Raw genomic sequence first — 17,334 nt, 5'->3', positions numbered from 1 at the left:
ACATGCCGGGTATATCAGCCGTTTCTTAGGCGATAGAAGGCGCGGGCGTTCGCGCCGAAAATCGCGTCCTGCTGCGCCTTTTCGAGATGTGACGTGAGATTGCGCGCCGTGTCGTGCCACGCCGCGTAGCTGCCATTCATGTCGAGCACGGGCCAGTCGCTACCCCACATCAGCCGTGCATATCCGAAATGTTCGAGCAGATGCGCGACGTAGGGTTTCAGCGTTTCGTCGGTCCAGTTCGGGTTCGCTTCGGTCGCGAGTCCGGACAATTTGCAATGCAGCTTTTGCGGCAGTTTCGCGAGTTGCGCGATGCCATCGGCCCACGGTTGCCAGCCCACGTCGATGCCGTCGCGGATCGGCGGCTTCGCGCCATGATCGACGACGATTCTTAGTTCTGGATATCGCTCGACGAACTTCACGAGCGACGGCACATGCCGCGCGAAGATCAGCGCGTCGAAGGCGAGATCGAGATCGATCAGACGCTCGATCGCGTCCTTGCGCGGCGCGTGCTCGATCCACGTATCGTCGGGCAAGTCCTGAAGCATCGGGCGCACGGCCTTGAACTTCGGCTCGCGCGCGAGTTCGTCGATGATCGCCGCGGCATCGGCCGAATCGAGCGGCACCCAGCCGACGACGCCCGCGATCGAATCGTCGCTGCGCGCGAGATCGAGCAGATAGCGCGTTTCGTCGACCGTCGGCGCGGCCTGCACGACAACCGTTTTCTGAACGCCGGCCGCCTTGCGCAGCGGCGCGAGATCGTCGGGACCGAACACGCGATACAGCGGCTTCATGTCGGGCGTGAGCCAGCCATAGTCGCCGCGCGCGGGATCCCAATAGTGTTGATGCGCGTCGATGTTCACATTCGATGTCATCGCGGCACCGGTGCATTCGCATGAAGCAGACCTTCCGCGCGCAACGCGTCCCACAGCGCGGACGGAACCGGCGTCGCGAACGATGCAGCATTCTCGCGCACTTCGTCCGGCGTGCGCGCGCCCATCAGAACCGTGGCCACAACTTTATGCGCATAAGGAAACTGGATGGCCGCCGTCGACAGCGCAACGCCATGCGCGCGACATACGCGTTCCAGCTTGCCGACGCGCTCGACGACGTCCTTCGGCGCATCGCCGTAATTGAACTTGAGATCGCCATGCGCGTTGGCATCGAGACCACGTGCGAGAATGCCCGAGTTGAACGCGCCACCCAGCAAAATACTCACGCCGCGCTTCTCGCATTCGGGCAATAAATCATCGAGCGTGTTTTGCTCGAGCAGTGTGTAGCGGCCGGCGAGCAGCGCACAGTCGATGTCGAATTCGGCCATCGCTTCCATCACTGCCGCGCCTTCGTTCACGCCGAGGCCGACCGCTTTCACGCCGCGCGATTGCTTCAATTCTTCGAGCGCGCGGAAGCCGCCTGCATCGGTCAGTTGCTTCCAGTAGTGCGCGTTCTTGTCGCCGTGCGTCACGCGGCCGATATCGTGGATCAGCACGATATCGATATCGGTCATGCCGAGCCGCATCTGACTGTCTTCGAATGAACGAAGGATGCCGTCGTAGGTGTAGTCGTAAATCGCCTGAAACGGCAGCGGCGCGGCCCAGCCTTCCCTGCCGTCGTCGGGCGTCGTGCGCGGCACGAAGCGGCGGCCGACTTTCGTCGACAGCACGAAATCGCCGCGCGGATAACGCCGCAATGCATCGCCGAGCCGATGCTCCGCTTTCGTGTGGCCGTAGTGCGGCGCCGTGTCGAAGAAGCGGATGCCCGTCTGCCACGCGGCATCGACGGTCGCGCGCGCCTCGTCTTCCGTCAGCTCGTGATACAGACCGCCGAGCGGCGCGGTGCCGAGCGACAACGCGGTGACTTCCAGCGACGTGCGGCCAATCCTGCGTCGACGTGAAACTGCCTCTTGCGCTTCTGCAGTCATCTGCAAACCCCGAATGATTTAGAGATGGCGAAACTCAAGCCGCCACAGTAACGCGTCGCGCGGCGCTCGGCAAACACGCGGGGCCGACCGGCTCGAAGGTTTTGTAAGTCAGGATGAACTCCTGATGCCCGAGCGCCTCCGACTTCGACGCCGCGCCCGCCGCCACCGCAACGGTCACGCCGACGATCTCGCGGCACACCTCGTCGAGCGTCGCGCGGCCCTCGAGGATGCGGCCCGCGTCGACGTCCATGTCGCCGGACAGATTGCGATACGTCGACGGATTCGCGCAGACCTTGATGACGGGCGATATCGCCGAGCCGACGACCGAGCCGCGCCCCGTCGTGAAGAGAATGACGTGACAGCCGCACGCAATCAGCTCGCCGATCTCCGCGTTGTCGCTGATATTCGGAAAGCCGAAGCGCGGCTCGCCATCGGGCACGACATCGAGCAGATAGAGACCGCCGGTCGGCGGAATATCGCCCGGCTTGATGATGCCGACGATCGGCGACGCCCCGCTCTTCGAATATGCGCCGAGCGATTTCTCTTCCTGCGTCGTCAGCCCGCCGTCCGCGTTGCCGACCGAGAACGAGCCGTGGCCCATCGTCGTGTAATAGCGCGCGGCCTTTTGCACGCATTCGACGATGGCATCGCCCAGTTCGGCCCGCGCCGCGCGCCGTTTCATGTGGAATTCGCAGCCGACCAACTCGCCCGTTTCCTCGAAGATGCACGACGCGCCTTGATCGATGAAAGCATCGAACGCGCGCCCCACGGCCGGATTCGCCGTGATGCCGCTGGTGCCGTCCGAGCCGCCGCAGATCGTCCCGACGATCAGTTCGTCGAGCGCCATCGGCACTTTCTGTTGAGCCGCGAGCGTCGCGCGCGCCTCCCGCACCCAGTCGAGACCGTTCTGGATCGTGCTGCGCGTGCCGCCTTTTTCCTGAATCGTGAGCACGGCGGCGGGACGGCCGCTCGCGCGCACGACATCGGCGAGATAGTGCTTGTTCATGCTCTCGCAGCCGAGCGACACGAACAGCACCGCACCGACGTTCGGATGCGTGCAGATGCGCTCCAGCATCTTTTCGGCGTAGCTATTGGGATAGCAGCCCGGAAAGCCGATCAGATGCACGGGCGGTTCGACTTGCGGATCGAAGGAATCGAAATCATCGAACGATGGACGGAAGTGCGCGACGATCTCGCGCGCAACGTGATGCGCGCATTCGACGAGATACGCCACCGCGACGACATTGCGGATGCCTTTGCGGCCATCCGCCCGGAGATAGCCCTGCAGTGCGGAAGTGTCCATGGAAGTGTTCAGTGCTGCACGTAGGCGTGTGCGGCGTCGTGCGTGTAAGTGGGTAGGTAGTCGCTTTCCAGGTTGTGCGTATGCAGATGCTCGCCGCGCGCGACATCGACGCTTACGTGGCCGATGATCGCGCCATAACGCAGTACCTTTTCGTCCTTCGACAACGCGCGCCGCGCGATCTTGTGCGCAAGCTCGATGGTCGTCGCGAGCGTGACAGACTCGCCTTCGATCATCAGCGTCTCGCCAGCGGGCAGGCGCGCGGCGGCGATCAGGCAGTTGTCTTCCGGACTGAGAAGAATCAGGCGCGGGTCGGTGGTTTCTTGCATCGTCGATCTCAGAAGGAGGATTGCGCCGACCGTCCAAAGCAAGTCGCCGCGGGAAAACGTGGATGCAACGATTCATCAGTGAACGTAATATTCATAGACGCACCAGTCGAAGTCAACAATGACGCAACCCGGATCGATCAGTGATTTCCCTAGCCGGCGCATGCGAATGGGATCGCGCTCCCTGACGGAAGGCTTAAACTCGCGCGAAGTCATGAACCAACTCAGACAGCACATGGACGTGGAAGACAACGACGCCGATCGTTATCGCGCGCCCGCGCTCGATAAAGGGCTCGATATTCTCGAATTGCTTTCGGAACAGAAGTCGGGCCTCACGCGCGCGGAAATCACGAAGATGCTCGGGCGCAACGCGAGTGAGATGTATCGGATGCTGGAGCGGCTGGTCGCGCGGCAGTATGTCGTGCGCTCGCCCGAAGGCGATCGTTATTCGTTGAGCCTGAAGCTCTATGCGCTCGCGCATCGGCATCCGCCGATGAATCGGCTCATCGCCGAGGCGCTTCCGGCGATGCAGCGATTCGCAGATGCAGCCGAGCAATCCGTGCATCTCGTCGTCTACGATCGCGGAAATTTGCTCGTCATCGCGCAAGTGGACGGTCCCGGCACGTGGGGCATTTCAGTGCGGCTCGGCTCGCGCGTCGGGTTGATCGACACGGGCTCCGGCCGCGTCATGCTCGCGTTTCAGACCGACGAACAGCGCGAACACATGCTCGCCGAGCATACGAAGGTCAAAGGCGAACTCGCGGTCGATCGCGCCGTGCTCGACGCCGATTACCGGCAAGTTCGCGAACTGGGCTATTCGCAAAAGGATAGCCAGCAGACTTTCGGCGTGACGGACGTGACGTATCCGCTGCTCGGGCCGTCCGGCCAGGCGATCGCCGCCCTCACCTGCCCGTACCTGCGGCGCATCGACGATTACGTGGCGCCGTCGATCGAAGACGTCACGTCCTTGCTGAAAAATGCAGCCGCGTCGCTTTCGATGACGCACGACTGAATGGCGCACGCTTCGCGCGTTAGAATGGCGGCCCCCTCAAAAAGACGGCGCGCCGCGATGGCGTGCCGCCGTATCCAATCCGACGCATTCCCGATGGCGAAACTCCTTTCCGACTCTGAATTCCTCCGCTTCACCGAACTGCAGCAAAAACAGGCGAACTTCACGATCACATCCGAAGAAGCCGACGAACTGCGCGAGATTGTCGCCCGCGCGCAAAAGAAACGCGACGATCGCGCGGCCGCGATGCAGGCGATCGAAACGTATATCGCGCAGTTCGACATCACGCCCGACGAGCTTTTTTCGGCCGAGCAGATCGGCGATGCGGCACGTACATTCGGCCTGATTCCCGCCGCGAAGAAGGAGCGCACGCTGCCGCCGCAACTGACGTACAACGGCAAGCCGTATCAGTGGACGTCGCGCGCGCTGCCCGACGACATTCGCGTGCCGCTCTTCGATGCGTTCACGTCGGGGCAATCGGTGAAGCCGTTCATCGCGACGTTGAAGGACACGTCGCGATGCGCGTTGACAATCGCGCGCCTCGAAAAGGAAACGGGCAGTTTGTACGCCGAAGCATTGCTCGACGAGCTTTCGCTGTCGCGCGCCCAGATCGACGACGCGCTCGCCAAATTCGCGGCTTAATCGCCGCGCGGCTGTGACGGCGCATCGCACACCCGCATCCTGAAACCGACGACGCCCGGGTCGTCGGTCTTCGTCACTTCGAAGCCGGTGTTGCGTGCGAGCGCGATCATGCCGGCGTTCTCGCGCAACGCCTCGCCGACCATCCAGCGGGTGCCGCGCTGTCTCGCGTAGTCGATGATGCGCGACAGCAGCAGCGAGCCCAATCCCCTGCCCTTCATATCCGAGCGCGCGGCGACGGCGAATTCCGCGGTCTCGTTGTCAGGATCGGCGATCGCGCGCGCGACACCGAGCGTCTCGCCCGTGCCGTCACCGTTCGCTCGCGTGACGATCAGCGCCATTTCGCGGTCGTAGTCGATCTGCGTCATGCGCGCGAGTTGCGAATGATCGAAGTTACGGACAGCGCCAAAGAAGCGCAGGCGCAAATCCTCGGCGGTATTGGCCGCGACGAACGCCGCGTGCGCTTCTTCGTCTTCGGGACGAATCGGCCTCACGGTGACGCGCATGCCGCGCCAGTCGAGCGTCTCTTCGAGGCAGCGTGGATACGGCACGATCGCCAGCGGCTTGCGATGCGCGCCGAGCGTGAGTTGCGGTTCGTGAACGGCGACTGAATCGCGCGTCACGCGCAACGTGAGACGCAGCGCAACGATTTCTTCGATATAGCAAACGAGTTGCGATAACGCCGTCAGCGCATTGAGCAGCGACTCGGCGGGCAGTTCGCGCGAACGCGGCGAGCGCATGACGAGATCGCGCGAAAGTACGGGATTGAGCGGCGGCAACGCAAACTCGTGAAGTGCATCGGCAAGGCCGAGCGCGCCTTCGGCCTTGAATTCGAATACCGGACCGAACACGCGATGGTTGAGCAGGCGCGTCTGAATTTCGACGGCATCGCTCGTAAGCGAGTCGGGCGGCCCCGGTTTCACCGAGATGCCGAAACGAGCGAATACGCGCGCCGCACGTTCGCCATTCAATTCGGCGATGCCGTTTGCGAGCGCCGTGCGAATCTCGTTGTGCGCGGCGTCGATGTCTTCGGGAATATTCGCGGGGAGGCCGTCGGGCGTTTGCATCAAGAGTTCGCGGCCCTGCCGGAAATCGACGAGCCGGGCAAAACCGCGCGCCAGCCGATGCGGCGTCGTGTGCACGGGAATGCCGTTCGCGTGCAACTCGTCGCGCGTGGCGGCATCGACACAGCCGAAAAAGCACGCGAGCAATCCGCGATATGCGTGACGTCGCTCGGCAATCAACGTGCGGGCGACTTCGGCGACAGGCGCGCTATGCGTCGGCGCATGCACGACGAACACTGTGCCGGTCTCGCGATGCGATGCGAGCGCTTCGAGCGCCGCGCCGAAATCCGCGGGCGTGGCGTCGTCGCCGAGAAGAAGAGGATTGCCCGCGCGAGCGCGAGGCAGCGCGGCGGCGACGGCGTCGCGCGCGGCGATCGGCCATTGCGCGAGGTCGTCGCCGGCTGCGCCAAAGGCGTCCTGGGCAAGTGCTGCGACGCCGCGGTCGCTTGTGATGACAGTTGCGACATCGCTTGTCGCGACGCGGCCGATGCCCAAGGTCTCGATCTCATCGAGCAGATCATCGAGCGAATCGACGCGGACGAGTCCGGCACGGCGGAAGGCCGCGCCGTAGAGGCGGTCGAAAGGGTCGTCGCGACCCGTGCGCAGCACGAGCACCGGTTTGTTTCGCGCGGCGGCGCGCGCGGCGGACATGAATTTGCGCGCCGACCGAACCGTTTCGATGGCGAGCAGAATCGCACGCGTCGATGCATCGCTTGCAAGGAAATCGAGGATGTCGCCGGAATCGACGTCGGCTTCATCCCCGAGCGCGACGATTCGCGAGAAGCCGAGTCCGCGAGCACGCGCCCATCCCAGTACGCCGTTCGTCAGCGCGTTCGATCCCGACACCCACGCGACGCCGCCCGATTTGACACTGCATGCGGGCGCGCCGAGACATGCGCCGATTGCCGGCGTGACGACGCCGAGACTGGCAGGTCCGATCACGCGCACAAGAAAAGGCCGGGCGGCGGCGAGCGTACGAACGGTCCATTCGTCGGCGTCCGCTGCGGAAGACTCTCCGCGTTGCTTCGCTTCGCCGACGATCACGACGGCTTTCGTTCCGCGTCGGCCGAGGCGCTCGATGAGGTCCGGCCAAGTGTGCGGTCGCGTGCAAATCACGGCAACGTTCGGCGCTTCCGGTAACGCGTCGACGTCGCGGTACACGGTTTCGCCGGTCAGCGAGTCGTATTTTGGATTGACTGGCCAAAGAGAGCCTGTGAAGCCAGCGCATTGCACACGCGCCCAGACCATCTCGCCGATGCTGCCCGCACGCGAGGAAGCGCCCACGACAGCGATCGACTTCGGCGCGAACAGGGTGTCCAGGTTACGAACAGTCATGGAGGCTCCGGCGTAGGCGCAGTTGTGTCAGCGCCTAGGATAGGCGATTTCGTTTTGCAGGTGAGGACTGGCGTACAGGCGACCGAGGGAGTGCGACTTTATGCGCATAAAGGCGAGGCGGCGGTGCTTGTAAGACCCGCCTCGCCTAGGATGGCGGCGGCTTTATGCGCATAAAGTCGGGCACTTCCGACGCCGGCGCCGCCGGCCGGACAAGGGACCTTATGCGCATAAACCTCGGCCGAACGGCTAACGCGAGTCAGTTGTTGCGGAATATCACTGGAAAAACAACAACGACAATGTAGAATTCAACGGACTTCAATATACGGAGTGGAACGTGGCGGCGGAAATCATAGCGATCACGCAACAAAAGGGCGGCGTCGGCAAAAGCACGATTGCGATGCATCTCGGTGCGGCCTTTCACGAAAAGAAGAAGCGTGTGCTCGTAGTCGACGCCGATGGTCAGAACACGCTGATCCATTGGTCAAGCGCCGCATCGGATGACGCAAGCGGCATCCCGTTTCCAGTCGTCAATCTCTCCGAGGCCGGCGGGCAGATTCATCGGGAAATCAAAAAGTTCGTCAGCGACTACGACATCATCGTCGTGGATTGCCCGCCGTCGATCACCGAGAAGGTATCTGGCGTCGTGTTGCTGGCGGCGAGCGTCGCGGTGATTCCGACTTCGTCATCGCCGGCGGACTATTGGTCGAGCGTCGGCCTTGTCAAGCTCGTTCAGCAAGCGCAGGTGATGAACGAAGATCTGCGCGCCGTCTTTCTGCTCAACAAGACCGAAGAAAAGCGCATGCTCACGCGCGAACTCAAGGTTGCGCTCGAAGAGCTCGGCTTTCCCTTATTGAAAACGCAGATCCCAACGCGCGAGTGTTACAAGCAGGCGATGGCGCTTGGACAGACCGTGCTTCAAATGAGCGATCGCGGCTCGCGCCTCGCAGCGGCGGAAATCCGCTCGGTCGCGGACGAGATCCTCGACATGCTCTCCTGACTTTATGCGCATAAAGGACCCTGAATGAAACCGTCCCAATTTGCCAAGGGCTTCAAGGCTCGGCCCGACACGACGAGCAGCGAGAAGCGCACTGCGCTGGATCGTCTGAATGCGATCGATGGCATCGTCGACATTCAACATGTGGGGCAGGCCGCCGCGAACGGCCGATCGAGCGCCTTCGTGGCCGACGAGCCGGGCGACATCAACGCCGGACCTGAGTCCGATGAATATCGTGCGTGGCGCCGTGCAAACCGCTACACGGCCGGACAGATAATCGAGTTGCCGCTCAAGTCGATCAAGCCCAGCCCGTTCAACCCGCGCCATTTCTATCTGAAGACGTCAATCGCGGAATTGGCCGTCAATCTGGCGAAGCAGGGCCAGCAACAGGCGATTCACGTCATTCCCGATTACGAGCATCCGGGAACATTCTTCGTCAGCGATGGCGGCCGGCGCGTGCGAGCACTGAAAGAGGCAAACAAGGAAACCGTGAAGGCGGTGGTCGTCGATCTGCCGATCGGCATTCAGAGCTACAAGCTCGGTTATGACCTGAACGTTCAGCGCGACTCGCAGACTGTTTTCGACAACGCCGTGGTCTGGCGACGCTTTCTCGACGAACAGCATTTCCAGAGCCAGCGCGAACTGGCGGATCACCTCGGGCTGGACGAATCGACGATCGCCGTCGCTTTGTCGATCGCGAAGCTTCCTGAGAACGTCATGCACGAGATGGTTGCGCGGCCGGACCGATTCGGCTCGAACATGGCCTATCAGATCGTGCGCTATCACGCCGCGCGCGGCACCGACGCCACGCTGCGGCTGATCAACAAGATCACGTCGGATGACCTGAGCACGCGGCAGGTCGCCGATATCGTCAAGGGCCGCGCGAACGCTCAGGAAGCGCCGAAGACGCCTGGCCGGCAACGCTATGCGCAGCGCCTCGAAATCAAGCTGGACGGCGTCGCAGTCGGCGATCTGAAGTCATACGGCGAAGATCGTCTCGAGTTGCGTTTGCGCGGCTTGTCGCGCGAGAAGCGCGATGAGCTGCTGCATCAGATCGAACTGATGCTTCAGCCTGTCGAGACCAAGAAGTAAATGCACACGATGGCCGCCGAGATCATGGACCGGCGGCCATTTTCGAATTGGGACGTTTTCGGTTGCCCGCGGAGACTTTAGCGCGATTGACTGAGCGTAAATGCCAGCAAGTCGCCATCGGTCGGCTCGCCCCACGTCTTTCGCGCCAGCCAGTCGAAGAAGGATGTTTCCGCCAGCTTCGAATCCAGTCCGCGCTTGCGCCAGTCGTCGCGCATGTGGGCACCGAGCCCCGGCAAAACGTCTTCCTCGAAGGATTGACGCGCGACCTCCCGTTCTTCCTCACCTTGCTCGTCGTACAGCACGCGCGCTTCCTTGCGGCGGTACGCCGAGAATTCGCTCAACAAGCGGGCTTTGAGATCGTCGGCGGCAGCCGGCGTGCGGGAGGCCGTACCGCTCGTTGCCGGAGGCAGCGCTTCTACCGGTGGCGCGTAGCCCTTTTTGAGCGCGTCCTTGAAAAGCGCCGCGCCGCTGCGAACCGGCGGCAAAGTCGTGCTGCGCATGCGCTGTTCGGTCATCTGCAACGCCGCGCGGATGCGGTTTTCCTCGCTGTCGGCATACAGCGTCTGCGCGTCCTTGAGCGGAATGCCAATCTTCACCATCCGATCCACCAACGTGCTGTCGAAGACGTTCGGATGTTCGTCCAGCGCGAGCATCGGCTGCTTTTGTTCGGTCACGCGGAACTGAATCTCAGCCACGCGGCGCCCTTCGCGGTGTTCCACCAGTTCGACGAAGATATTGGTCACCGCATTCACCTCGGCGATCGCGGGCCGCAGATAATCGCGTTTGAAGTATTTGTATTCGCGCTTGGCTTCGTCGCCGGCTTCGGTATCGGGCGTTCCTGAAAGAATAGGCCGCCACCATTCCCACGTCTCGCGCATCGTCAGATGGCTGGGATTCGTGAGATAGCGAACGCAAATTTCATAGAGTGCGAGGCCGGCGCTGCTGCGCAACTGACTCTGGAATTGCAGGCTCAGGCGCGCATACTGCACAGGATCCAGCAGCTTCTTTTTGATTTTCGGCGCGAATGAAAATTCGACCCAGACGCGGCGCGTCGTCGGATCTTCGAGGATTTCGGCATCGGCGATCAGCGTCGAGATGCCCCACTTGCGACCCGGCTTCTGACTCGATGTGCCGGTGCTCCATTCGACCTGCACCGACACCATGCGACGCAAATGCTCCTTCACGAGCGCAGTGTCGTTCGAGTCGAACGCAGAATTTGCGACGATATCCGACAGCAGCGCGCGATACGTGTCACCGGAGTCGTCGGCTTGTTGAGCAACGGCTAGCAGCACATTGAACAACTTTCTGGTGAGCAGCGTGATCTTGCCGCTTTTCGGCTGAATCGCAATGGCCTCGACTGCCTTGCGCAGTTCCGCCGAACTGGGGCTGACGACATCGGTTTTCTTTGCGCGCTTGGTGGCCATGAAATGGTCAAGATCGATATTGCGAGCAAGGATACCGATTGGGGTGAAGCCCGTCTATAGGGACACCCTCACCACACAGGGGTGATTGCCAGACAGACAGCACGGCTCACTGCGGTGCGCTCCCGAAAACACTCACCGCTCACCGATCGAGGGTATCTTTTAGCTGTAGTGTCCACGCGGGTAAACGGATTGCGACGGTTTTTCGGCGCCTTCCGGGAGCTCAAGCAGTCTCCCGAATAGGCTCACCTTAAAAATTTTTCGGCTCGTTGAACGACGTGTGGCGCGGCAGAGACAGCCGAAAGTCCGTCCTTCTCCGCTTCGGCCGCGCATCGGTGCGGTGCAAAGTTATAACGGCGCGCACTCACTTCAAAAGATCGGCATCGACAGGTCCCGAAAAGTCTCACCTCATCGAGTTTTCTTCAACCCGATCGCCCCCGTCCAGGCCCGTTCTACGGGCTTCGCGCCGCCTATGGCCCCCGAAAACTATCACTTTTGACCTGCTGCACCTCATATCGCCTGTCCCGCAAATGCTCACCCTGCTGCGTCCTGCAAAGCCTCACCTTTTTTCCGTCGTCGCTCAAAAATGGTGCTCTCCCAGGCACTTATCTCGCTTTCGTCACAAAACGTGAAGAAGGTGGCTCCCGTAAATCCTCACCGACGGTTTCTTGGCACTGTCCCGCACCGACGTTCGTAGCTCCCGCATTCCCTCACCATACCGTGTTTCCGCTAAACGCAACGACAGACCATCCTGGTCTATCCACTTGTTTCTAATATGTTTTTTCATGCGCGCGGTTTCTCATCTAGTGCAGCGACAGTTCTCGTACAGCGCGCGTGATCCCGGATTTCCTCACCATGCGAGGCGCATGACAGGGAAGATGGACTGAAAAAAGCAGGCGCAGACACTCCTGGAAAGGCTCACCTTAGACGCTCTCACCGGCCCTGCGAGCCCATCCAAGAAGAGACTACGGCTGCACCGAGACGTGCATCTTCCATTTCGCTCCCGGAAAAGCTCACCTCAGGCGTCGGCAGATGAAAATTTCAGCGAAAAGTAGCCTTCGCCCCCGAAAACGCTCACCTTTCTCTCGGGAATTACCCTGAAAACCCTCACCGATCGGTAAGCTTTACCCGAATCGACTCCAAAATAGTGCGATTCGCATGCTCCCGAAAATTCTCACCAAACGAAGCCGACAGACCAGGGGGGCGCCCTCGGAAATCAACGCGTTAGCGTGCGCGTGCCCCCGAATAAACTCACCCATCATTTTGGAGCCTCCCCGAACCCGCTCACGATTCTTCCCGAGAGCCCTCACCGATCATCCCGAAGCCCGTCACCGTTCGCTCCCGCAGAGTTTCACCATAGTTCCCGTACAATCTCACCTGACGTCCGGCAAAGCCTTATCCGATAAGGGTTCTGGCTGGCGTTAACGATGTTAACAAGGTTCAAAGGTGTTAACTTCTAATACTCTCTAGCGGTGCAGTGTTTTGCACGCAGTAATTAGAAAAACGAAAAGCTGCGTGAAACAGACACCCATGGCGCGTATGGGACTAAAATCCGCGACAAATCATCGACTTGCAGGGGTATCTTCAGGATGTTTCACGACGGGGGACATGTGTACCATGCCAAGTTGTCGAAAACGGCCTAAATGCTCTGTTATCGACGTTGGTGTCAATGATCGAACGAAAAACATAACGATCAACACGTAAAACGTTATGATCATCATGTTGAACTGCTAGATTTTCGCCATGGATCAATCTACTCGCGACACGCTGCGCCAAGAAATCGAAGCGATGCGCGCCACCGGCGCACGGCGGCAAGACCTCTCTCAACACGCCTGCAAGCGACTCTTCTTCGACCTGGGCGTTCGGCCCTCGGTTACGACTGTCCGCGAACTGACTCAAACCGGCAGCGCAAGCGACATCCCCAAGGACATCGAGGCGTTCTGGGCCGGTCTGCGTTCGACGTTGCGCGTTCGCATCGACGCTGGGGCGATGCCGGAATCATTGCAGGAACGTGCCGGCGAACTGCTGGCGGCTTTATATGACGAGGCTCAAACGGTCGCGCGTGCCGCCCTTAACGAGGAAAAGGCCCGTCTGGACATGGCCATCCAGGCCGCGCAAGCCCAGGCTCGCGATGCCGATATTCGTCGCGAGGCGATCGAGCGGGCTCAGCAGCGTGCCGAGGCGCGCGCCGAAGCAGGCGCTGCTCAGATCGCGGCGCTGGAAGCCGAATTGAAGACGCTGCGCAGTCAAGGCACAGACGCTCAGGCGGGCTTGCGCGAAGTCATCGCCCGATGGGAGAAGGAGAACGAGACGCTCTCGGCGCGTCTGCAGCAGGAGCAGGACGCTGCGGCGCGGCTGCGCGACCGCATCGACGAGCTTCAAAACGAGCTGCGCCACAGCACCGAGCACTACGCTCAGCAGATCAAGGACGCGGTCAAGGAGGCCGAACGGCGCGTGCATCCGATGCTCGTCGAACTCGACTCCCTGCGCGGCATGGCCGCCACCTATCAGACCAGCGCACGCGAAGCGAGTCAGAAAGAATTCGATTTCATTCAACAGCTTAGCGCAGCCCGGAGCCGCGCCGACCGGCTCGAGTCGCAAGTGCGGGCGCAGTCCGACGAAATCGATGCGCTAGTTCTCGAGCGCGATGCACGGCGGGTTCAATCCGGTGCGAGCGCGGAAGTCGGCGCGTTGATCGCGTCGCTGGCGGCGCAGGGGCGCCTCACTTCCGCCGAGATCGCCCGCCTCGGCACGCAGATTGACGCGCACGTCGCCGCGCCAACTTCCTGTCCGGCGTGCGAGGCTGGCGAACCGGAACTGCAGCGCCACGAAGACGAATACGAGCTTTCCTGCCCGAACTGCGAGCGCACCTCCGGGGCCACGGCATCGAAGCTTGCGGCCGTCGACGAATTTATCCGGTCGGCGCGTGTCAGCACCTCGTAATCGCGCGTCGAGTGAGCGCCGGCGTCAAAGGTGAGGGTTTTCGGGATCGTCGACGGACATGTGCCGTTTCCCGTCGGCGCGCGCGTGAGCAATGTCACGCTCCCGTATTTGCTCACCCATCCATTCTTGCCAGGCACGATGCAGCCGGTGAACCGAGATCGTCTGCTGGAATCCGAGCCACTGGCCGACGCGATCGGGGTCCGTGCCATCCTCGAACAACTCCGCCGCGTACGTGTTGCGCAAGGTCTGCGGACTTGCGCGCGCGACGCGCGATGCCGCTATCCCGGACGCGGCCACGACGGCGTCGATCGCGCGCAGCATCGTCGCCTTATGCATGGAGCGTCCCGTCGGTGCTGCCGGGAATAGCAATTCGCCTGCAAGGCCAGCCGTCTTGCGCTCGCTGATCCAGTTGTCGAGCAGTTCGACCGCGAACGGAGCGAGCCGCGCCTGCCGGATCAGCAGCGGATTCGACGCGTCGACGGTCACGTAAGGCGCGCCGGCCGCGTAGCAATCGACGGTCAATTGCGCCGCTTCGCCCGTTTTCACGCCTGCGCCGAGAAAGACGGCGACCAACGCCCGGTCGCGCCGCTCGCGCCAGCGCTGCCCGGCCGGCAAGGCGCCGATCGGAGAAAACAGATGCGCGACGAGCAGCGCGCGCTCATCGTGGGTGAGAAAGCCCGTCGGCTCGTTGTCGCGTGCCTTGCGCCATGCCGCGTCGCCGTCCTGAGCGATGAAGCGCGCCGGATTCGTCGCCGCCGATTCCACTTCCCGAACGTGATCCAGCACGCGCTCGATCAGCCGCAGATACCGCATGCGCTGCGGGCGTCGGATGTCCAGTTGCGCGACGAACTGTTCGATGACCGGACGTTGCACCGTATGCAGCGTCGCGCGTTTGGTGGCCAGCCACTCGAGAAAATTTCCCCATTGCGCGCGATACACATCGGCCGATGACGCCCTGAACGATTGCTGGGCGAGCCATGCATCGAACGCGGCGTGCGGGTCCGCCTGCCAGTCGGCGCGCTGTTGGTCGAAGAGATCGGAAGTGTTCGGCATATTGTTCGAAGGCGCGTTGCGCGCTGTATTGCACTGCGCACAGGGTCGGGCTTCGGGCGCGCGACGTCAAGCGCGTGTGTCCGCCAAAGTGTCGATAACTGTCTTGGCGGGCGTGCGTTTCGTCGACTACTGTCGTCTATACGGCTTCCTTCCATCCACGAACACAAGAGCAAAAAGGAGCGAGCGATGCCCCAGCAATCCTGGCAGGAACGTCGCGCGAATGGACGCGCCAGGCGCGAACGCACACCGCGGGCCGCGCAAGAGGCGATCGGCGATATCGATCGCGATCCCATCGAGCTTTTGCGGACAAGCAGCAAAGGCCGCGTCGATGCGCTGATTCCCTTGCGTTACGGCCGCATGCTCGTTTCGCCGTTCACGTTTTATCGCGGCAGCGCCATCCTTCAGGCGCACGACCTGGCCGGCACACCGGACAGCGGCATCGCCATTCAGATCTGCGGCGACTGTCATCTTTCCAACTTTGGCGGCTTCGCAACGCCGGAGCGCGCGCTCATTTTCGATCTCAACGACTTCGACGAAACCGCGCCCGGTCCGTGGGAATGGGATTTGAAACGGTTGGTCGCGAGCTTCACGATCGCCGGCCGGCATCTCGGCCACGGCGATCTGGCTGCGGACGAGTTCGCGTTTGTCGCCGCGCGCAGTTATCAGACGCATCTGCGCGAGTACGCTGAAATGAGCGTGCTCGATCTCTGGTACGAGCGCATCACCTTCGATCGCATGTACCAGGCCGTGCAGAGCGAAGACGCGCGGCGGCGCATCAAGCGCGGCATCGAACGGGCTTCGCGCCGCACGCACGAAACGATGCTGCCGAAACTCGCCGACCGAACCGGCGACACGTGGCGCATTCGCGATGCGCCGCCTGCCGTGTTTCACATCCACGGCAAGAGCACGCTGATCGATAAGAACGACGGCTGGATGACGCTCAAAGACAGTCGTGAAGATGCGCTCGCGACGCTCGTGCGCGGTTATGTCGCGACGCTTACGCCGGAGCGCGCGAGATTGCTGTCGCAATTCAGCCTGCAGGATGTCGCGTTCAAGGTGGTCGGCGTGGGCAGCGTCGGCACGCGCTGCCTCGTTTTGCTGCTCACGGATCATCACGACAAGCCGCTTTTCCTGCAGATGAAGGAGGCATCGACGTCGGTCGTCGCGAGATTCACGAAACATGCGAAGCACGCCGACGATATCAAACACGACGGGCACCGCGTCGTTCACGGACAACGTCTGATGCAGGCCGCCACGGACCCGTTTCTCGGCTGGGCGACCGGACCGCTCGGGCGCACGCTCTACATCCGCCAGTTACGCGACATGAAAATTTCCGCAGAACTCGATACTTTCAGCGACGACGTCTTTCGCGAGTACGCCGTGCTTTGCGGCTGGGCGCTTGCCCGCGCGCACGCGAAGTCCGGCGGATGCGCGCCGGAAATCTCGGGCTACCTGGGCAACAGCAATCGAATGGCCGACGTTCTAGTGCGCTACGGTCGCGCCTACGCGGATCAGGTGGAAAAGGACTACGAGGTGTTTCGCGTTGCGTGCCGGGACGGCAAGCTCGAATCGCGTTCGGATGCGGACATCGCGGCGGAGTTCGCGCCGTGAAACGATCCGCTGCGCGATGACATGAACCGGGGCACGCGGGTTCAGTCGCGTGCCGCGGGGATGCGTCAATGCGCAGCGCTGACTGCTCGTTGCCGATCCTGTCGCGATGCGCGCTCGTAGGCGTCTACGGCGAAGGCGAAAACGGCGGGCAAGGCATCCGAGGATGCAACGTCGACGACGTCATCGGTTTCGGGGAAATGAAAGTCATCGGGACGCGCGAACAGCTCGCGCAAGGCGGCTTCGTGTCGTCCCGCGAATCCGAGGTCCGCGACGGCCTCCGCCTCGATGGCATGCAACAGCCGCCAGGTCAGCGGCACTCCTTTATCGATGTAACGCCCCGCGATCTGACGCGTGATGCGCTCGAGGTCATGCACCGCGCGGGCGAACTGCCTTCTGCTCAGGTTTTCACCATTCGACTCCATGATCCACCCCTTCCGGCCGGTCTTATTGTACTGTACAAATATACAGTACTTGTTGCAATGAAAATAGCGTCGCGCTAGTCGAACCGGGTGTATGTGCGATTCCGCCTACGTGCGTTTCAGACATGCGCGGCTATGCGCGCCTGCCGACAAAGCGCATCGTTCAACCGTGCTTGGGAAACTCCTGAGCGGAACGCGCAGGCAGTTTCT

General features: G+C 61.9%; 13 protein-coding genes and 2 pseudogenes. 7 read left to right on the top strand and 8 right to left on the bottom strand.

Translation table 11 applies throughout. The features are described 5' to 3' along the window. Positions 1 to 14 precede the first annotated feature (14 nt). From NCT05_RS22570 to NCT05_RS22555, 4 genes are read right to left on the bottom strand one after another with little or no spacing between them, the layout of a single operon-like run. Entirely contained in the window at positions 15 to 860 is an 846-nt protein-coding gene (locus NCT05_RS22570) for an amidohydrolase family protein (RefSeq protein ID WP_175982390.1), read from the bottom strand. An 8-nt stretch (positions 861 to 868) separates the two neighbouring features. Beyond that, entirely contained in the window at positions 869 to 1,918 is a 1,050-nt protein-coding gene (locus tag NCT05_RS22565; protein WP_250503203.1) for an aldo/keto reductase, read from the bottom strand. 34 nt (positions 1,919 to 1,952) lie between these two features. Then, a complete protein-coding gene (locus tag NCT05_RS22560; RefSeq protein WP_250503202.1) occupies positions 1,953 to 3,221 on the bottom strand; it encodes a UxaA family hydrolase in 1,269 nt (422 codons plus the stop codon). Between the two features lie 8 nt (positions 3,222 to 3,229). After that, positions 3,230 to 3,547, bottom strand: a complete 318-nt coding sequence (locus tag NCT05_RS22555) for a UxaA family hydrolase (protein ID WP_250436304.1) — start codon at positions 3,545 to 3,547, stop codon at positions 3,230 to 3,232. A gap of 211 nt (positions 3,548 to 3,758) precedes the next feature. On the opposite strand from NCT05_RS22555, the gene NCT05_RS22550 reads away from it, so the two are divergent. Both NCT05_RS22550 and NCT05_RS22545 read left to right on the top strand, forming a co-directional pair. Beyond that, the gene (locus tag NCT05_RS22550; protein WP_372492614.1) at positions 3,759 to 4,556 is read left to right on the top strand and encodes an IclR family transcriptional regulator; all 798 of its coding nucleotides are present in this window, start codon (positions 3,759 to 3,761) and stop codon (positions 4,554 to 4,556) included. A 93-nt stretch (positions 4,557 to 4,649) separates the two neighbouring features. Then, complete coding sequence (locus tag NCT05_RS22545) at positions 4,650 to 5,195, top strand: hypothetical protein (protein ID WP_008354201.1); 546 nt, start codon at positions 4,650 to 4,652, stop codon at positions 5,193 to 5,195. Here NCT05_RS22545 and NCT05_RS22540 read toward each other — a convergent pair. Next, positions 5,192 to 7,591 (bottom strand): GNAT family N-acetyltransferase, encoded by a 2,400-nt coding sequence (locus NCT05_RS22540; RefSeq protein ID WP_250503201.1) that lies wholly within the window; start codon positions 7,589 to 7,591, stop codon positions 5,192 to 5,194. The two genes, NCT05_RS22545 and NCT05_RS22540, sit on opposite strands and share 4 nt — an antisense overlap. 334 nt (positions 7,592 to 7,925) lie before the next feature. Here NCT05_RS22540 and parA point away from each other — a divergent pair, with 334 nt between their 5' ends. From parA to NCT05_RS22530, 3 genes and pseudogenes are all read left to right on the top strand, one after another. After that, the gene (gene parA, locus NCT05_RS22535) at positions 7,926 to 8,588 is read left to right on the top strand and encodes a ParA family partition ATPase (RefSeq protein WP_250503200.1); all 663 of its coding nucleotides are present in this window, start codon (positions 7,926 to 7,928) and stop codon (positions 8,586 to 8,588) included. Positions 8,589 to 8,612: 24 nt separating this feature from the next. Then, positions 8,613 to 8,718: pseudogene (locus NCT05_RS37255) on the top strand (ParB/RepB/Spo0J family partition protein); the annotation flags it as partial. 77 nt (positions 8,719 to 8,795) lie between these two features. Further along, positions 8,796 to 9,677 (top strand): annotated as a pseudogene (locus NCT05_RS22530) (ParB/RepB/Spo0J family partition protein); the annotation flags it as partial. Positions 9,678 to 9,754: 77 nt separating this feature from the next. Here NCT05_RS22530 and NCT05_RS22525 read toward each other — a convergent pair. Continuing rightward, entirely contained in the window at positions 9,755 to 11,101 is a 1,347-nt protein-coding gene (locus NCT05_RS22525) for a replication initiation protein (RefSeq protein ID WP_008354205.1), read from the bottom strand. Between the two features lie 1,740 nt (positions 11,102 to 12,841). Between NCT05_RS22525 and NCT05_RS22520 the strand changes: the two genes are divergently transcribed. Then, complete coding sequence (locus NCT05_RS22520; RefSeq protein WP_250503199.1) at positions 12,842 to 14,041, top strand: DNA-binding protein; 1,200 nt, start codon at positions 12,842 to 12,844, stop codon at positions 14,039 to 14,041. Between the two features lie 24 nt (positions 14,042 to 14,065). On the opposite strand, the gene NCT05_RS22515 is transcribed toward NCT05_RS22520, so the two are convergent. Continuing rightward, positions 14,066 to 15,094, bottom strand: a complete 1,029-nt coding sequence (locus tag NCT05_RS22515) for a tyrosine-type recombinase/integrase (protein ID WP_250503198.1) — start codon at positions 15,092 to 15,094, stop codon at positions 14,066 to 14,068. Positions 15,095 to 15,280: 186 nt separating this feature from the next. On the opposite strand from NCT05_RS22515, the gene NCT05_RS22510 reads away from it, so the two are divergent. Then, positions 15,281 to 16,705, top strand: coding sequence for a DUF2252 domain-containing protein (locus NCT05_RS22510; RefSeq protein WP_250503197.1), 1,425 nt, complete (start codon positions 15,281 to 15,283; stop codon positions 16,703 to 16,705). Between the two features lie 65 nt (positions 16,706 to 16,770). Here NCT05_RS22510 and NCT05_RS22505 read toward each other — a convergent pair whose 3' ends face one another. Then, positions 16,771 to 17,127 carry a DUF2471 family protein gene (locus NCT05_RS22505; protein WP_250503196.1) on the bottom strand — a complete coding sequence of 119 codons (357 nt, stop codon included), beginning with the start codon at positions 17,125 to 17,127 and terminating at the stop codon, positions 16,771 to 16,773. Positions 17,128 to 17,334: the final 207 nt, after the last annotated feature.

Source organism: Caballeronia sp. AZ7_KS35 (assembly GCF_023631045.1).
Classification (GTDB): Bacteria; Pseudomonadota; Gammaproteobacteria; order Burkholderiales; family Burkholderiaceae; genus Caballeronia; species Caballeronia zhejiangensis.
This window is presented reverse-complemented; position numbering and strand designations above follow the sequence as displayed.

Excerpts from the sequence above, each read along its gene's own strand:
- NCT05_RS22565 (WP_250503203.1), bottom strand. The coding sequence starts at position 1,918 with ATGACTGCAGAAGCGCAAGAGGCAGTTTCACGTCGACGCAGGATTGGC.
- NCT05_RS22560 (WP_250503202.1), bottom strand. The coding sequence starts at position 3,221 with ATGGACACTTCCGCACTGCAGGGCTATCTCCGGGCGGATGGCCGCAAA.
- NCT05_RS22555 (WP_250436304.1), bottom strand. The coding sequence starts at position 3,547 with ATGCAAGAAACCACCGACCCGCGCCTGATTCTTCTCAGTCCGGAAGAC.
- NCT05_RS22550 (WP_372492614.1), top strand. The coding sequence starts at position 3,759 with ATGAACCAACTCAGACAGCACATGGACGTGGAAGACAACGACGCCGAT.
- NCT05_RS22545 (WP_008354201.1), top strand. The coding sequence starts at position 4,650 with ATGGCGAAACTCCTTTCCGACTCTGAATTCCTCCGCTTCACCGAACTG.
- NCT05_RS22540 (WP_250503201.1), bottom strand. The coding sequence starts at position 7,591 with ATGACTGTTCGTAACCTGGACACCCTGTTCGCGCCGAAGTCGATCGCT.
- NCT05_RS22525 (WP_008354205.1), bottom strand. The coding sequence starts at position 11,101 with ATGGCCACCAAGCGCGCAAAGAAAACCGATGTCGTCAGCCCCAGTTCG.
- NCT05_RS22520 (WP_250503199.1), top strand. The coding sequence starts at position 12,842 with ATGGATCAATCTACTCGCGACACGCTGCGCCAAGAAATCGAAGCGATG.
- NCT05_RS22515 (WP_250503198.1), bottom strand. The coding sequence starts at position 15,094 with ATGCCGAACACTTCCGATCTCTTCGACCAACAGCGCGCCGACTGGCAG.
- NCT05_RS22510 (WP_250503197.1), top strand. The coding sequence starts at position 15,281 with ATGCCCCAGCAATCCTGGCAGGAACGTCGCGCGAATGGACGCGCCAGG.
- NCT05_RS22505 (WP_250503196.1), bottom strand. The coding sequence starts at position 17,127 with ATGGAGTCGAATGGTGAAAACCTGAGCAGAAGGCAGTTCGCCCGCGCG.